Annotated in this window: 13 protein-coding genes; 4 read left to right on the forward strand and 9 right to left on the reverse strand. The window is 50.2% G+C overall.

The window, feature by feature from the left end:
• Positions 1-30: 30 nt before the first annotated feature.
• From acnA to dut, 4 genes are read right to left on the reverse strand one after another with little or no spacing between them, the layout of a single operon-like run.
• Positions 31-2,709 (reverse strand): aconitate hydratase AcnA, encoded by a 2,679-nt coding sequence (gene acnA / locus Q0L26_RS01040; RefSeq protein ID WP_296646216.1) that lies wholly within the window; start codon positions 2,707-2,709, stop codon positions 31-33.
• 45 nt (positions 2,710-2,754) lie between these two features.
• The gene (locus Q0L26_RS01045; RefSeq protein WP_296646219.1) at positions 2,755-3,426 is read right to left on the reverse strand and encodes a DUF3159 domain-containing protein; all 672 of its coding nucleotides are present in this window, start codon (positions 3,424-3,426) and stop codon (positions 2,755-2,757) included.
• On the reverse strand, positions 3,426-4,034 hold the full coding sequence (locus Q0L26_RS01050; protein ID WP_296646222.1) for a DUF3710 domain-containing protein: 609 nt from the start codon (positions 4,032-4,034) through the stop codon (positions 3,426-3,428). Before Q0L26_RS01050 ends, Q0L26_RS01045 begins: the two co-directional genes overlap by 1 nt.
• A 7-nt stretch (positions 4,035-4,041) precedes the next feature.
• On the reverse strand, positions 4,042-4,479 hold the full coding sequence (dut, locus tag Q0L26_RS01055; protein ID WP_296646224.1) for a dUTP diphosphatase: 438 nt from the start codon (positions 4,477-4,479) through the stop codon (positions 4,042-4,044).
• Positions 4,480-4,505: 26 nt separating this feature from the next.
• Between dut and Q0L26_RS01060 the strand changes: the two genes are divergently transcribed.
• Positions 4,506-4,964 carry a DUF3093 domain-containing protein gene (locus Q0L26_RS01060; protein WP_296646227.1) on the forward strand — a complete coding sequence of 153 codons (459 nt, stop codon included), beginning with the start codon at positions 4,506-4,508 and terminating at the stop codon, positions 4,962-4,964.
• A 17-nt stretch (positions 4,965-4,981) separates the two neighbouring features.
• On the opposite strand, the gene Q0L26_RS01065 is transcribed toward Q0L26_RS01060, so the two are convergent.
• Positions 4,982-5,266 (reverse strand): DUF4193 family protein, encoded by a 285-nt coding sequence (locus Q0L26_RS01065; protein WP_296646229.1) that lies wholly within the window; start codon positions 5,264-5,266, stop codon positions 4,982-4,984.
• Positions 5,267-5,438: 172 nt separating this feature from the next.
• Between Q0L26_RS01065 and sepH the strand changes: the two genes are divergently transcribed.
• Positions 5,439-6,395 (forward strand): septation protein SepH, encoded by a 957-nt coding sequence (sepH, locus tag Q0L26_RS01070; RefSeq protein ID WP_296646232.1) that lies wholly within the window; start codon positions 5,439-5,441, stop codon positions 6,393-6,395.
• Here sepH and Q0L26_RS01075 read toward each other — a convergent pair.
• On the reverse strand, positions 6,392-7,513 hold the full coding sequence (locus Q0L26_RS01075; protein WP_296646235.1) for an alkaline phosphatase family protein: 1,122 nt from the start codon (positions 7,511-7,513) through the stop codon (positions 6,392-6,394). The two genes, sepH and Q0L26_RS01075, sit on opposite strands and share 4 nt — an antisense overlap.
• 40 nt (positions 7,514-7,553) lie before the next feature.
• Between Q0L26_RS01075 and Q0L26_RS01080 the strand changes: the two genes are divergently transcribed.
• The gene (locus Q0L26_RS01080; RefSeq protein ID WP_296646237.1) at positions 7,554-9,974 is read left to right on the forward strand and encodes a DNA topoisomerase IV subunit A; all 2,421 of its coding nucleotides are present in this window, start codon (positions 7,554-7,556) and stop codon (positions 9,972-9,974) included.
• A gap of 60 nt (positions 9,975-10,034) precedes the next feature.
• Here Q0L26_RS01080 and Q0L26_RS01085 read toward each other — a convergent pair whose 3' ends face one another.
• Complete coding sequence (locus Q0L26_RS01085; protein WP_296646240.1) at positions 10,035-12,116, reverse strand: DNA topoisomerase IV subunit B; 2,082 nt, start codon at positions 12,114-12,116, stop codon at positions 10,035-10,037.
• Positions 12,117-12,267: 151 nt separating this feature from the next.
• On the opposite strand from Q0L26_RS01085, the gene Q0L26_RS01090 reads away from it, so the two are divergent.
• Positions 12,268-12,495 carry a hypothetical protein gene (locus tag Q0L26_RS01090; protein ID WP_296646244.1) on the forward strand — a complete coding sequence of 76 codons (228 nt, stop codon included), beginning with the start codon at positions 12,268-12,270 and terminating at the stop codon, positions 12,493-12,495.
• A 3-nt stretch (positions 12,496-12,498) separates the two neighbouring features.
• Here Q0L26_RS01090 and Q0L26_RS01095 read toward each other — a convergent pair whose 3' ends face one another.
• Both Q0L26_RS01095 and Q0L26_RS01100 read right to left on the reverse strand, forming a co-directional pair.
• Positions 12,499-13,128, reverse strand: coding sequence for a hypothetical protein (locus Q0L26_RS01095; RefSeq protein ID WP_296646247.1), 630 nt, complete (start codon positions 13,126-13,128; stop codon positions 12,499-12,501).
• A complete protein-coding gene (locus tag Q0L26_RS01100; RefSeq protein WP_296646249.1) occupies positions 13,125-14,297 on the reverse strand; it encodes a MurT ligase domain-containing protein in 1,173 nt (390 codons plus the stop codon). The genes Q0L26_RS01095 and Q0L26_RS01100 overlap by 4 nt, the downstream gene beginning before the upstream one ends.
• Positions 14,298-14,340: the final 43 nt, after the last annotated feature.

The raw sequence follows: 14,340 nt of genomic DNA on the forward strand, positions 1-14,340 counted from the left end.
TTCACCAACCGATTAATCGGCTAAGTATTCCTAAGCTACTAGGCTTCGAAGAACATACTGAAGAATGCCGCCGTTGCGGTAGTAGTCAGCTTCACCAGGTGTATCGATACGAACAACTGCATCGAATTCGATCACCGATTTACCGGTCGGTGAGTGCTCTGATGGCTTCGCTACAACGTGAACAGTCTTTGGAGTCGATCCGTTGTTTAGCTCATCGATACCAGTGAAATCAAAGACCTCAGTGCCATCCAAACCAAGCGATTCAGCATTTTGCCCCGCTGGGAACTGCAATGGTAGAACACCCATTCCAATCAAGTTGCTGCGGTGAATGCGTTCGAAGCTTTCGGTAATCACGGCACGGACGCCTAGAAGACTTGTGCCCTTCGCTGCCCAGTCTCGCGATGAACCTGAACCGTACTCTTTTCCGCCAAGGATAACGAGCGGGGTACCTTCAGCCTGGTAGTTACTAGAGGCGTCGTAGATAAACGCCTGCGGACCATCTGCTTTGGTGAAGTCACGAGTGAATCCGCCTTCAACATCATTCAACAATTGGTTGCGAAGACGAATGTTGGCGAATGTTCCACGAATCATTACCTCGTGGTTTCCGCGACGTGAGCCGTAGCTGTTGAAGTCAACACGCGAAACACCATTCTCAGCCAGGTATTGACCGGCAGGTGAATCTGCCTTGATAGAACCAGCCGGAGAAATGTGGTCGGTAGTTACCGAGTCACCAAGCTTAGCTAGCACTCGAGCGCCTGAGATGTTGGTGACGGCGTCTGGGGTCTTCTTCATACCGTCAAAGTAAGGCGGCTTGCGAACATAAGTTGACTTAGCATCCCACTCAAAAACAGCTCCAACTGGGGTTGGCAGTGACTTCCAACGGTCATCACCTTCGAAAACTCCCGCGTACTGAGTTTTGAACATGTCTGAGTTGATAGATGCATCGATTACAGACTGCACTTCTTGAGCTGTTGGCCAAATGTCTTTTAGGTAGACCGGAGCGCCTGAAAGGTCTTCGCCGAGTGAATCCTTCTCAAAGTCGAAGTCCATTGTTCCGGCAAGGGCATACGCGATTACCAGCGGCGGCGAAGCCAAGTAATTCATCTTTACGTCTGGGCTGATGCGACCCTCAAAGTTGCGGTTGCCAGAAAGAACGGCCGTTACAGCAAGGTCGTTGTGGTTGATTGCTTCTGAAATTTCGTCAGAAAGTGGTCCTGAGTTTCCGATGCAGGTTGCACAACCATAACCAACAAGGTTGAAGCCCAGGGAATCGAGGTCGCCAGTTAGACCAGCCTTGTTGTAGTACTCGGTGACAACTTTTGACCCCGGTGCAAGAGAGGTTTTTACCCAAGGCTTAGCCTTGAGCCCCTTAGCAACGGCCTTGCGGGCTACCAATCCAGCCGCCAACATCACGGATGGGTTTGAGGTGTTGGTGCATGAAGTGATTGACGCGATGGCAACATGCCCGTTATCCATGGCGAATTCTTGACCCTTTACAGCTGTCGGCTTAGAAGGCTCGGCTGTGTAGGTAGGGAGAATTTGTTCGAAAGACTCTTTAGCTTTGCTTAGAACGATGCGGTCTTGAGGACGCTTCGGACCAGCAATTGAAGGCACAACGGTGCTCAAATCAAGTTCTAGGTACTCGCTGAATCTCGGCTCGATGTTGGCGTCGTGCCAAAGGCCCTGGGCCTTGGTATAAGCCTCTACGAGATCAATTTGCTCTTGTGATCTACCAGTGATGCGCAGGTAGTCGAGCGTAACTTCGTCGATAGGGAACATTGCCGCGGTAGAACCGAACTCTGGGCTCATGTTTCCGATGGTGGCTCGGTTAGCCAGTGGCACAGATGAAACGCCCGCACCGTAGAACTCGACGAACTTACCAACAACACCGTGCTTACGAAGCATTTCGGTGATGGTCAAAACTACGTCGGTTGCAGTGACTCCGGTTGAAATCTGGCCCGTCAACTTGAAACCGACAACCTTTGGAATAAGCATCGAAACCGGCTGACCCAGCATGGCAGCCTCGGCTTCAATTCCGCCAACACCCCAGCCAAGCACACCTAGTCCGTTGACCATGGTGGTGTGTGAGTCAGTACCAACACAGCTGTCAGGATATGCCTGAAGTTCACCAGCGACTTCGCGCGCCATAACTGTACGGGCTAGGTATTCGATGTTTACCTGGTGAACGATTCCGGTGCCAGGTGGAACAACTTTGAAGTCGTCAAAGGCGGTCTGGCCCCAACGAAGGAACTGGTAGCGCTCACCGTTACGGTTGTATTCAAATTCAACGTTTTTTTCGAAAGCATCTGGCGAGCCTGCTACGTCAATTTGAACCGAGTGGTCAATTACCAATTCAGCAGGAGCAAGCGGGTTAATGCGCTTAGGGTCACCGCCAAGTTCGGCTACCGCTTCACGCATTGTTGCTAGATCAACAACGCAAGGAACACCGGTGAAGTCCTGCATGATCACGCGGGCTGGTGTGAACTGAATCTCTACGTCTGGCTCAGCGGTTGGATCCCAGTTGACCAAAGCGTTGATGTGCTCACCGGTAATGTTGGCGCCGTCTTCGGTGCGTAGGAGGTTCTCGAGCAGGATTTTGAGGCTGTACGGAAGGGTTTTGGCATCAACCGAGTTCAGATTGAAGATTCGGTATTCCTTCGATCCAACCTTTAGTAGGTCAGCTGCACCGAAACTGTTGACTTTAGACATGGATGCCCCTTCTTTGGTAGCTCATTACTACTTGAAATTTACCACTTATTGACGGGTCGAAATGCTTCCACGAAGCAAAAGCCAGCTAAACCAGATCGCGATTGCGTAGAGCGGCACTCCCATGGCCACGCGCATTACCCCAAGAAGAGCGATTTGGTCGTTCAAGTACAGAGGAACTTGAACCAACAGCCTGAGTGAGAAGACCGAAATAAATATTGCAGTGGCCAACTGAGCCTTGCGATACAAAGACTTTTGCTTTCGCCAGCCCGCACCCATCCCGTTTAATGCGCCCACGAGCACACCGATTAGAGGCCACCTGACGATCACCGAAAGTGTGAGTGCAAAAATGTACACAGCATTCCATAGGAATCCGGTCAGAAAGTAATCTGCCGGCTTCCCCCCCTCTCGCAGTGGAAGGAAAGCTGCAATTGCTACACCTATAGCGCCCGCGATGGCTTGCACGACTGGTTTTTTACGAACTAATTGAATCGAGATAGACACGAGTGAAAGTGCGCCCGCACTAGCAACAGCCAAGACCAAATTCAAAGTTGCCGAATAGACGACAACGAAGACAAGTGTTGGAACGATGGATTCCAAAATTCCAAGTACCCCACCAACACTTGCTAGAAGACTGCGTTTATTCAGCGACAAGCCGCTTTCAGATTCATGAAGACCCAGGCGTCTAGCGGCGGCCGCTTTGTCGACTCCAGATGGCACTAGATGACTCTTGGTGGGGCGACGGTACCTCCGGGCACCGTTAGTTTGAGCTGCTCTTTTGGAGGAAGAGGGTCATCTCCGCGAACAACAACGACCGACCTGAATAGTGCATCCACATCACCGGCAGCTTTGGGATCTTGCAGCGCTGCTCCCCCGACCACACCGCGCAGGAACCACTTTGGACCGTCCACACCAATGAATCTGGCCAGCTTAAATCCAGCCGCAATACCCTTTTCATCCAAGAGAGGAATTTTGGCAAGTAGTTCAGGACCAAGTGAGCCAACTCTTTCCTGAGTCTCTCCACCTTGGGCCAAAATGGCGTTTTGCATGTTGGCTCGAACCTCGTGCCAAACACCCTCAGATCTCGGTGCGGCAAATGCCTGCAATTGCAGAGTAGAACCCGAGATCTCAAGACTCACTGCCACAACTGAATTTGTTGCTTCGTCAATCTCAAGACGAATTTGAAGGCCATCTCGAGCCGCGATTCGAATAGAACCGAAATCCAGGTACTGAGAAACAGCACTTACCTCAGTCAAGTCAAGCGGACCACCCGTAGAACGATCCTGTGGTGCCGATTTATCTGATGCATACAAATTGTCATTGGTCATAACTGCGTTACTTTCTGCCGGTGGAGCCAAAGCCATTATCGCCCCGATGACTCTCAGGCAACTTGGCTACTCGAATAAAGCGCGCTTTCTCAACTCGCTGGAAGACAATCTGCGCTATTCGATCACCTAGTGAAATCTCGAAGGCCTCCTGCCCAGTGTTCAAGAGAGTCACGCTGATTTCACCTCGGTAACCAGCATCGACTGTGCCTGGAGCGTTGAGTACGGTAATTCCATGTTTTGAAGCCAAACCAGACCTTGGATGAACCAGCGCGACGAAGTTATCCGGGATAGCAATCGATACCCCGGTGGGAATGGTTTTGCGTTCGCCAGCCGGAATCAAAACACTCTCTCGCGAACGAAGGTCAGCACCAGCATCGCCAGGCTGGGAGTAGAGCGGTAGATACTCGTCACTACAAACAATCAATACGGGAAGGTCTTTATTCACGCTTATGAGCGTAATCTAGAAACACGATGCAATTAGATAAGCAAAACATCCAAGCACTCAAGTATCACGAGCGAGTCTTGCCTTCTATCGGATCGTTTTTGCCCGTCTTGTTGGTTGCACCGACACTGTGGCTGATGTTGCTTCCAATTGCACCAATGGTTGGTGTTTTCGCAGGCCTGATAATTTCAGCCTTAATTTGCATCTTCATGATTGCGAATTCCCCGCTGATTCAAGTTCGCGAGGGCTTTTTGCTTGTCAATAAAGCAAACATTTCTTTGGATGCCATCGGAGAAGCCATCACTATTGGCAAGGAGTCTGCGTTCGCTGAGCGAGGGCCTAATTTGGACTCAAGAGCATTTCTAGCGATTCAGGCTTCAGCTCCGACAATGGTGAAGATAAAAGTGATCGACCCTGCAGATCCAACGCCGTACCTGCTTGTCTCGTCTAGGCACCCGGATGAGTTGATTTCCGCCTTAGCGAAGTGATCAAAAAAACTAAAAAATTACTCGCACTCGATGCAAACTTGCCCGTACTTGCCTTTACGCGTTGACATCAGCGAGTGGTGCTTCACGATAAAGCACTCGGAACAAGTAAATTCGTCGTCCTGCGCTGGCACAACCACTACGTCGTGATCCTCAGAGATTACATCTGGGAGAGCAAAGCCTTCGCCATGCTCTTCGTCTACGTCTACAACGCCAGAAAGCTTGTCTGGAATTCGCTCCTTGATTGCTTCGATCGACTCGGTATCGTCGTCGTTTTTGCGCGGTGCGTCGTAATCGGTTGCCATTTGGCTTCCCTCTCGTTTAAGTCTCTAAGCGTGCATAGTGTGCAACAAAAAACTGGTAAAGGCAAACACGTCACCGCGTGTTGATAAAAAATGTCGACACAGTTGAACGGCACACGATGAATGTTCCATTAACACCAGCGGTTGACTGGCAGACTTTCAAGTGGAGGAAGTTATGAAAGACATCAGACTTGTTGGCAATGACGAGGATTACTTATTACTCGAGTCATTGGACGGCCAAAAGTATCGCCTGCTAGTTGATGACGTACTTCGCTCAAGCGTAAAAAAGGAAACCTCGAAGAAGCTTGCATCGGTTTCAATGTCACCACGCCAGATCCAAAATGCTATTCGCGCTGGTTCAAGCATCGAAGAGGTTGCTGCCGCTTCGGGGGCGTCAATAGGTTTCGTAGAAAACTTCGCTGTGCCTGTGTTTGCCGAACTGAATCACGTTTTGGCAAGTGCACTAAGTGTGCGCCTGGGAATCGATGGCGATCGATCATCCGAGCATTTGGAATTTGAGACTCTAATTGCAGATCGTCTCGCCAGCTTGGTAGGCACTCAAATAAAGTGGGCCGCAAAAAGAATTGAAAATGGGCTTTGGACTATCTCTCTGAATTACACCGTTGATGACATCAGCCATGACGCTGATTGGTCTTTTGACGCAAGAAAACTCACACTGACGCCAGAGAACAAAACTGCAATCAGTCTTTCAAGCGGCAAACCCGTTATCGCGCCGGCCGTGGATGTGACTCCAGTAACTACGACTCCGGCAGCATTTAAGCAGTCAACCTCAGATAAAACCGTCACACTAAGCGTTGTTGCTGATGAGCCAAAGAAGGTTGAATCTGCCATCGACGAACTTTTCACCGCAGTTAGCCAAACCGACGCGACAACCTCGACACCGGCTCCTCTGAGCGCAACAGCAGACCTTCTTGAGGCGCTTCGCCGCAAGCGAAGTGAACAAGCTGAGCAAGAGGTAGCTCCAGCTAGCGCATCCTCGGCTGCTGCAATCGAGACCGTTGAAAAGGAAACTCCGCAGCCACAGGAAACGGAGAGCCCGGCACCTAAAAAAGGCCGTGCAAGCATGCCTAGCTGGGATGAAATTGTCTTTGGTACTAAAACCGAAGACTAAATAAAAGCTCCGAACCTAAGCAGCGGCACACTGAGTTCTTCTGGACTAATCGAGCCGTGCTGCCCGATCATTTGCATGCTTTTTTTGCGAGCAAAATCGCGATGATAAAGCGCAACCCTGCTGATCGCAATAATGAATAGATCGGGTAAACGACCACTCGCTTCGTGAGTCAAGGTGCCATACCAACCGGCATTGGAAATCTCTTCCTTGGTCGCAACAAGGCACCGGTCGGTTAGCCAAGATTTCAATTCAGAAATTTGCTTCTCAGAAATCGCTTCTTGGAAATACAAAAACTGGCACCTTGGGTCTCCCCCGACTGCGACTAGGTTTTCTAACCCTGGGGCTTCATCCAAGAAAATGTGCTGATTCGGGTCGACATCAACGATTCCGTGATCTGCAGTAAGAAGCATGCCTGCCTTCTTAGGCAAACGATGCTGTAACTCTTGAATCGCACCATCAAGTTCTTCCAATTTTTCGAGCCACTTGAATGACTGTGAGCCAAATGCGTGTGCAGTTTGATCAAGCTCGGGAACATACAGGTACACCAACGCTTTGGGATTTTTGTCTAGTACAGCGAGAGTGCTGCGAACCCGGTCATCGAGTGTTTTTGCGGCGAGGTATGTCGTCAAGCGCATCGTTGCGTTTGAGTAGCCGGAATTCTCATATTCAGCAGGCCCCACAACAAAACACGGAACGCCTGCTTCAGTTGCTCTCTCTGAGATGGTTTGGTTTGGCTGAAATTGCTCTGGGCTAAAGTCTGCACCAAGACCGGTAAGAAGATTTACAGACTGATTTTTGTCTCGATCGAAGATCTGATACCCGACAAGTCCATGTCTGCCTGGTAAGAGTCCAGTCGAAAAACTGGCAATTGCGGCAGCAGTGGTAGACGGAAACACGGTTGATATTTTTGTACCGACAGAACGGGTGAGAAAGGGAGCGTGACCAGAGCGGTAATTCAAATTAGAAACACCGAGTCCGTCAACTAGCACGACAACCGACTGTTCAACTCGTCTCAAACCAAGACGGTTGTCTACACCAGTAATCGCCCCTAGTGCGGAGGCAAAAACATCGCTTAGCCTCCCGAAGGATTTAGGAAGCGCGGGTAGCATCGAAGACATCACCTAAGTCTGCCATAGGAAGTTCAGAGCCTCTAGAAACATGACTCAAGACAATCTGCCGCAAGAGCGAATCGTCGACATAGACCTATCCAAAGAGATGCAAGACTCCTTCTTGGAGTATTCCTACTCGGTCATTTACGCTCGCGCACTTCCTGATGCTCGAGACGGCCTAAAGCCAGTTCATCGACGCATCATCTTTCAGATGGGCGAAATGGGCCTCCGCCCAGATCGTGGTCACGTAAAGTCTGCTCGCGTGGTCGGCGAAGTGATGGGTAAATTGCACCCTCACGGTGACTCAGCAATTTATGACGCACTGGTTCGAATGGCCCAGCCGTTCTCGCTTCGCGTTCCAATGATTGACGGCCACGGAAACTTTGGTTCCCTTGACGACGGCCCCGCAGCAGCACGTTACACCGAAGCACGCCTCTCAACCGCCGCACTTCTAATGAATGACGGTCTCAATGAAGACGTTGTTGATTTCAAGCCAAACTATGACGCACAACTCACTGAACCTGAGGTGCTTCCCGCGGCCTTTCCGAACCTTCTAGTAAATGGAGCTTCGGGCATCGCTGTAGGTATGGCAACGAACATGCCGCCCCACAACCTGCGCGAGGCTATTGCTGCCGCTCGTTTTCTCCTTGGCAATAAAGAGGCCACGACCGAAGAGCTTATGAAATTTGTACCTGGTCCTGATTTGCCTAACGGCGGAATCATTATGGGCTTGGATGGCGTTCGGGACGCTTACGAAACTGGTCGAGGAACCTTCAAAACCCGAGCACGCGTTTCGATTGAAAGCGTTTCTCCGCGAAAAATGGGACTTGTCGTAACGGAACTTCCTTACCTAGTTGGTCCAGAAAAAGTCATTGAGAAGATCAAAGACGGAGTGAATTCAAAAAAACTGCAAGGAATTTCTGACGTCACTGATCTGACTGACCGCACCAACGGACTAAAACTCGTTATCGAGCTAAAAACTGGCTTTGACCCTCAGGTAGTACTTGATCTGCTTTACCGATTTACCCCGATGGAAGATTCATTCGGCATCAACAATGTTGCCTTGGTCGATGGAAGACCACAAACACTGGGCCTAAAAGACATGCTCGGGGTCTATCTGTCACACCGAATAATTGTCACAAAGCGTCGCACCAAAAATCGACTTGGAAAACGCAAAGCCCGACTCCACCTAGTAGAAGGATTGCTGATCGCAATCGTTTCTATCGACGAAGTTATCCAGGTAATTCGAAGCAGCGATGAAGTTGATGACGCCCGTATCCGTCTGCGTCAAATTTTCGATCTCTCTGAACTTCAGGCCGAATATATTCTTGAGCTAAGGCTGCGCCGCCTTACTAAGTTCTCGAAGATCGAGCTTGAAACAGAGCGAGCAGCTTTGCTAGAAGACATTGCATCTCTCGAGGCGATTCTCTCAAGTGACCAAAACCTACGCGATGTGGTCTCTGCTGAACTTGACGAAGTCGCGACAAAATACGGCGAAGATCGCAGAACCACTCTCATCAGTGATGTTGAAGAGGTTAAGCCGATCAGTATGGCAAAAGCGGCCTCGGTTAGCGCCCAATTGGCCGATACCCCTTGCGTGATCATTATGACGGCTTCAGGGCTCGTTGGCCGTGTCAATGAGCTTGGTGAACCAACTGTGACCTCAAAACGAACAAAACATGACGCGGTCGCGGTTCGATTCGAAACTTCAACTAGGTCAGACATCGGTTTCTTGACTAGTGACGGAAAAATGCACCGAATTCACGTTGGCGATGTTCCGTCGATGGAGTACGCAACCGACGTGAATTCTATGGTTTCGGCCAACTCGTTCTTGGGTATCGCAAAGTCGCTTTCAGTGGTTTCAGTTACTCCGCTAGACGAAAAGACTAGTTTGGCAATTGGCACCCTAAAGGGCGTCGTGAAACGCGTAAGCGCAGAATACCCGCCTAAAGATGAGTTCGAAATGATTAGTCTCAAGAATGGCGATCAAGTTGTGGGAGCCGCTGTTTGTTCCGACGATGACGAACTCGTCTTTGTCACCAACGATGCTCAACTTCTGAGGTTCTCGGCAGCCAACGTTCGCCCTCAAGGACGCGCAGCCGGCGGTGTAGCAGGAATCAACCTATCGCCAGAAGGGACCGTACTAAGTTTCAGCGTTGTCAGCGACATCAATGAATCGAAAGTTGTTACTTGCGCCAACTCCTCTGCGGCCATACCAGGCACAGATCCAGGCAGCGCAAAGTGGACACCACTTGCCGAGTTCCCAGCAAAGGGCCGGGCAACAAGCGGTGTGCGCGCGCAGCGTTTCATTCGAGCTGAAGATTGCCTGTACTTTGCAGCTGTTACATCAGGTGAGCTACTAGCACTTAGCACAGACGGAAAACCGATCACTCTGCCATCAGAGGCTGCCAAGCGAGACGCCTCGGGATCACCGATTGACACACTCGTCGGAAGCCTAGGTTCTAGGTAGCCTGTTAAATAAAAAAAATGGACCCCAAACATTCGGGGTCCATTTTTTAGCTAATTCGCACTACGCGTCGATTCTGTCTCTTTCAAAGCCATCGGCCGAGTCGATGATGAAGTCTCGACGAGGAGCAACGTCGTTGCCCATGAGCAATTCGAAAACCGATTCGGCTGCCGCTGCGTCTTCGACGCGAACTCTGCGCAGTGCTCGGTGGTTGCGATCCATGGTGGTCTCTGCAAGCTGATCTGCGTCCATTTCGCCAAGGCCCTTGTATCGCTGAATAGGCTCTTTGTATCTCTTGCCGGCCTTGGATAGTTTCTGAAGCAAATCCTCAAGCTCTGCCTGCGAGTAGGTGTAAACCACTTCGTTGGCCTTTGAGCCTGCATTTACGATCTCAACCCTGTGCAAAGGTGGCACAGCAGCAAAGACACGACCAGCCTCGACAAGAGGCCTCATGTACCTAAAGAAAAGAGTTAGCAAAAGAGTGCGAATGTGAGCACCGTCGACATCGGCGTCACTCATCAGAATCACTTTTCCGTAGCGAGCAGAATCTAGATCAAAGCTTCTGCCTGAACCGGCACCTAGTACCTGAATAATCGAGGCACACTCGGTGTTTGAAAGCATGTCTGAAATCGATGCCTTTTGCACATTCAAGATTTTTCCACGGATAGGCAACAGCGCCTGGAACTCACTGTCGCGAGCTAACTTGGCTGTGCCAAGCGCAGAGTCACCCTCAACGATGAACAGCTCAGAGGTCTCAGTTTCTTGGGTGCGGCAATCTACCAATTTGGTAGGGAGTGAGGAAGTCTCGAGAGCGTTTTTTCTACGCTGAGTCTCTTTGTGAGTGCGGGCAGAAATTCGCGACTTCATTTCGGCCACGACTTTTTCAAGCAACTGCGAAGCTTGGGTTTTGTCATCCCGCTTGGATGAACTGAACTTCTCCCCCATAGCCTTGGTAACCACATTGGCAACGATGTTTCGGACTGCCGGAGTTCCTAGAATTTCTTTGGTTTGACCCTCAAACTGAGGTTCAGCAAGTCGAACTGTGACAACTGCTGTGACTCCGGCAAGAACATCTTCTTTTTCAATTTTGTCGTTGCCAACTTTTAACTTGCGAGCATTCGATTCAATCTGAGAACGAAGAGTCTTAAGCAGTGCCTGCTCAAAGCCGGCAATGTGAGTGCCGCCCTTGGGAGTCGAAATGATGTTTACGAACGACTTGACCTCAGTGTCATAGCCGGTTCCCCAACGTATAGCTATGTCAACATCGCAGGTTCGATCAACTTCGCGCGAAACCATGTTTCCTGATTCGTCAAGCACAGGAATGGTCTCGGTGAACGAACCCTGCCCGGCTAGAGTCCAGGTAGCAGTTAGAGGGGTATCCTTGGCCAAGTAATCAGCGAACTCAACTAGACCACCATCGAATTTGAAATCGTGGCGAAGAATCTCGGATGACCGCTGATCTTCGATGTTGATACCAAGACCGGGTACCAGGAACGCAGTCTGGCGAGCACGACCCAAAAGGTCGTCAATAGCGAATACAGCGTCTTTTATAAATATTTGTGGATCAACCCAGTAGCGCACACGGGTACCAGAAATGCCCTTGGCTACCTTGCCTACCTCACGGAGCACTGAACCATCGATGAATGGTTGAAACGGGTTTCCGGGTTTAATGCCAGAAGCGTCATCGAATGTGCCCGGCTCGCCCCTGCGGAAAGACATAGCGTAGGTCTTACCATCGCGATCAACCTCAACGTCAAGTCGTTGAGATAGCGCGTTAACTACCGACGCACCAACACCGTGAAGACCGCCCGATGCTGCGTATGAACCAGAGCCGAACTTTCCACCAGCATGCAATTTTGTGAAAACAACTTCGACACCGCTCAAACCAGTCTTAGGTTCAATATCAACCGGGATACCTCTGGCACGGTCATTCACCTCAACGCTGCCGTCTGGGTGCAAAATAACTTTGATTTGATCACCAAAGCCAGCAAGTGCCTCATCTACCGAGTTGTCGATAATCTCCCAAAGACAGTGCATCAAGCCACGACTATCGGTCGAGCCGATGTACATACCCGGGCGTTTGCGAACCGCCTCGAGCCCCTCTAGAACCGAGAGATGTCTTGCTGAGTAATCTGAATTAGGCACCCGAAAATGCTAACCCGAACGGTGCGGAATCCTTGATCTGACACGGATACCGCATCTTCGAAACGCTATATCGCAGTTAGCGAACTGCTAGTGAATTGCGCACTTTTTCCGTCACCACCATGTTCAAATAGAAGTAATCAGAGGAGTAGCAATGTCAGCAAATGATGCAATCACCGAGTCAGTAGAAACCAACGAGTCAAGAGAGTCGCTAACCGCGCTAGATCGTTGTGACATTTGTGGAGCTCAGGCTTACATCCGAGTTGAATTAGCTACCGGTGAACTTCTTTTCTGTTCACACCACGGTAATGAGAAAAAAGCCAAACTAGAACCAATTGCAAAGTCATGGCTAGACGAAAGCGACAAGCTTCTCTCGCGCTAAAACTTAATGAACGCCAGCTGCGACCCAGGCACCTTCAAGATACTTCTTGAGTTCCTGGGTTTTTGCATGTGACAATTCTGGGCACTCGACACCTGCGTAAGCACAAAGGTCCGAAACAAGCTCTTGAAGATACTCAGATTTAGCCAGGAATGGGCCGTGTAGCAGTGTGCAGATTAGGCCACCATCTTCACTAAAAAGTGGAAGTTCAAGTTCAGAGTTCACATACCCAAGGCTCTGTTTTGAGTCCGACACAAAGCTCTTAAACTCAGAAGTCCGTTCACGCAACACGGGTTTGCCAGGCAGTAGTCCAATGCCAGCGCTATCTGCGCTAGTCACATCAAATAGGTGTTCAACGCCTGAAGAAACTGCGAGAATTTTGGCGCCACGCTCGAGCGCAGAGCTGAGCACTTGCTTAAGCTCAGAGAAGCAAGAAGACAAGTCAGCCCAAGCTGCTGCTGAACCGTGCCCAAGAAGAATGAAAGACGCGTCTACCGGTATTTCATGCAGAGATTCAGCCAAGTGAACCTCAAACTCGACTCCACGCCACTCAAGCTGCTTAGACAAAACAGTCAGGTTGCCGAAGTCACCATTTAGATTCAGGTGTCTCGGAAAAAGTCCAACCAACTTAATCATCGCTCGACCGCCTCGGGGTCGGTGAGACCCAGGATTCTGCGTGTGCGCCTCATTGCATCAGCACTGAAAATAACGGTTTTTCGACCATGTTCTGGTCGGGGTAGGGCAAAGAATTTATCCAAGGCAATTTGCAGATCATCGGTGGCAAATCCAACTGGAATATCTGCGTAGGTCAATCGGAGACCCATTTCAGCGAAATTGAATCCCGATAGAACATCAACATGACTCAAGTTTTTCAGGTCTACGGTCCAGAGCCAGGATGGATCGTGAACATCGCGGCCGATGGCTAAGAAAATCTGCTCGGGATTGGTGGTCAAATTATCTAGATTCAACTGAAAGCTCATTGGATTCTGAACGAGAATAAACTCGACCTCTTCACCATTGATTTTTACGATCTCGCCTCTGGCAAAAACTGGCGGAAGCTCGTTTAGAGTCTTAGTGGCAAGGGCTAGATCAAAGCTCTCCCCCAGATAACGCCTGGCGCTCTCTAAGGCTGCAATTGCATCCAGAGCAAAGTGCAGGCCACGATTTGGCAAGATCAGCGAGCAGTCCCTACCTTGAACGACAGCCGAGGCGTCTAGCCCGTCAACACTGGTTATCTCTGATGAAACTTCTTGACGAGGTAGCACCGAGAGGTATGTCTCTGCGGCGCCGAGCCCGTGAGCTGTATTTGAAACTATTTCAGACGCGATGCCAAACCATGTGACTGAACTTGGTTGGTACTTCTGGTTCATAACCAGGATGTTTTGATCATCCGTGTTCAAAATCACGGCGTCGGTCGCTCGGGCTGCAACTTCGCCAAGCTTATTTCTCACCAATGCAGGGTCAATGAAACGATCAAGTTGGTCTTCTAAAACATTCAGGACGGTCACTTGGCGCGGAAGAATGCGCTTGGTGATTTCAGCAGCATGCCCTTCGTCCATCTCAAGAATCGCAACATCGCCAGCGATGGCTCCCCAAACATTCGAACGTTCAATTATTGACGAGTAGAAACCCTGAGCGATGTTCGCTGTTGATGGGTTCGTGAATACAACTTTGCCGTGAGCTCGCGCCATCGCAACGAGCATCTTGGTTGTTGTTGATTTACCGGCTGACCCAGTGACAACGACAAGACCATCCTTGAATTTAGAAAGCGTAGCGGCCAACAAGCCAGGCGCGATTTTACTCAAAACCAAGCCCGGCAGCGCAGAGCCACCACCGGGACGAATCAAC

The organism is Rhodoluna sp. (assembly GCF_024641065.1).
Classification (GTDB): domain Bacteria; phylum Actinomycetota; class Actinomycetes; order Actinomycetales; family Microbacteriaceae; genus Rhodoluna.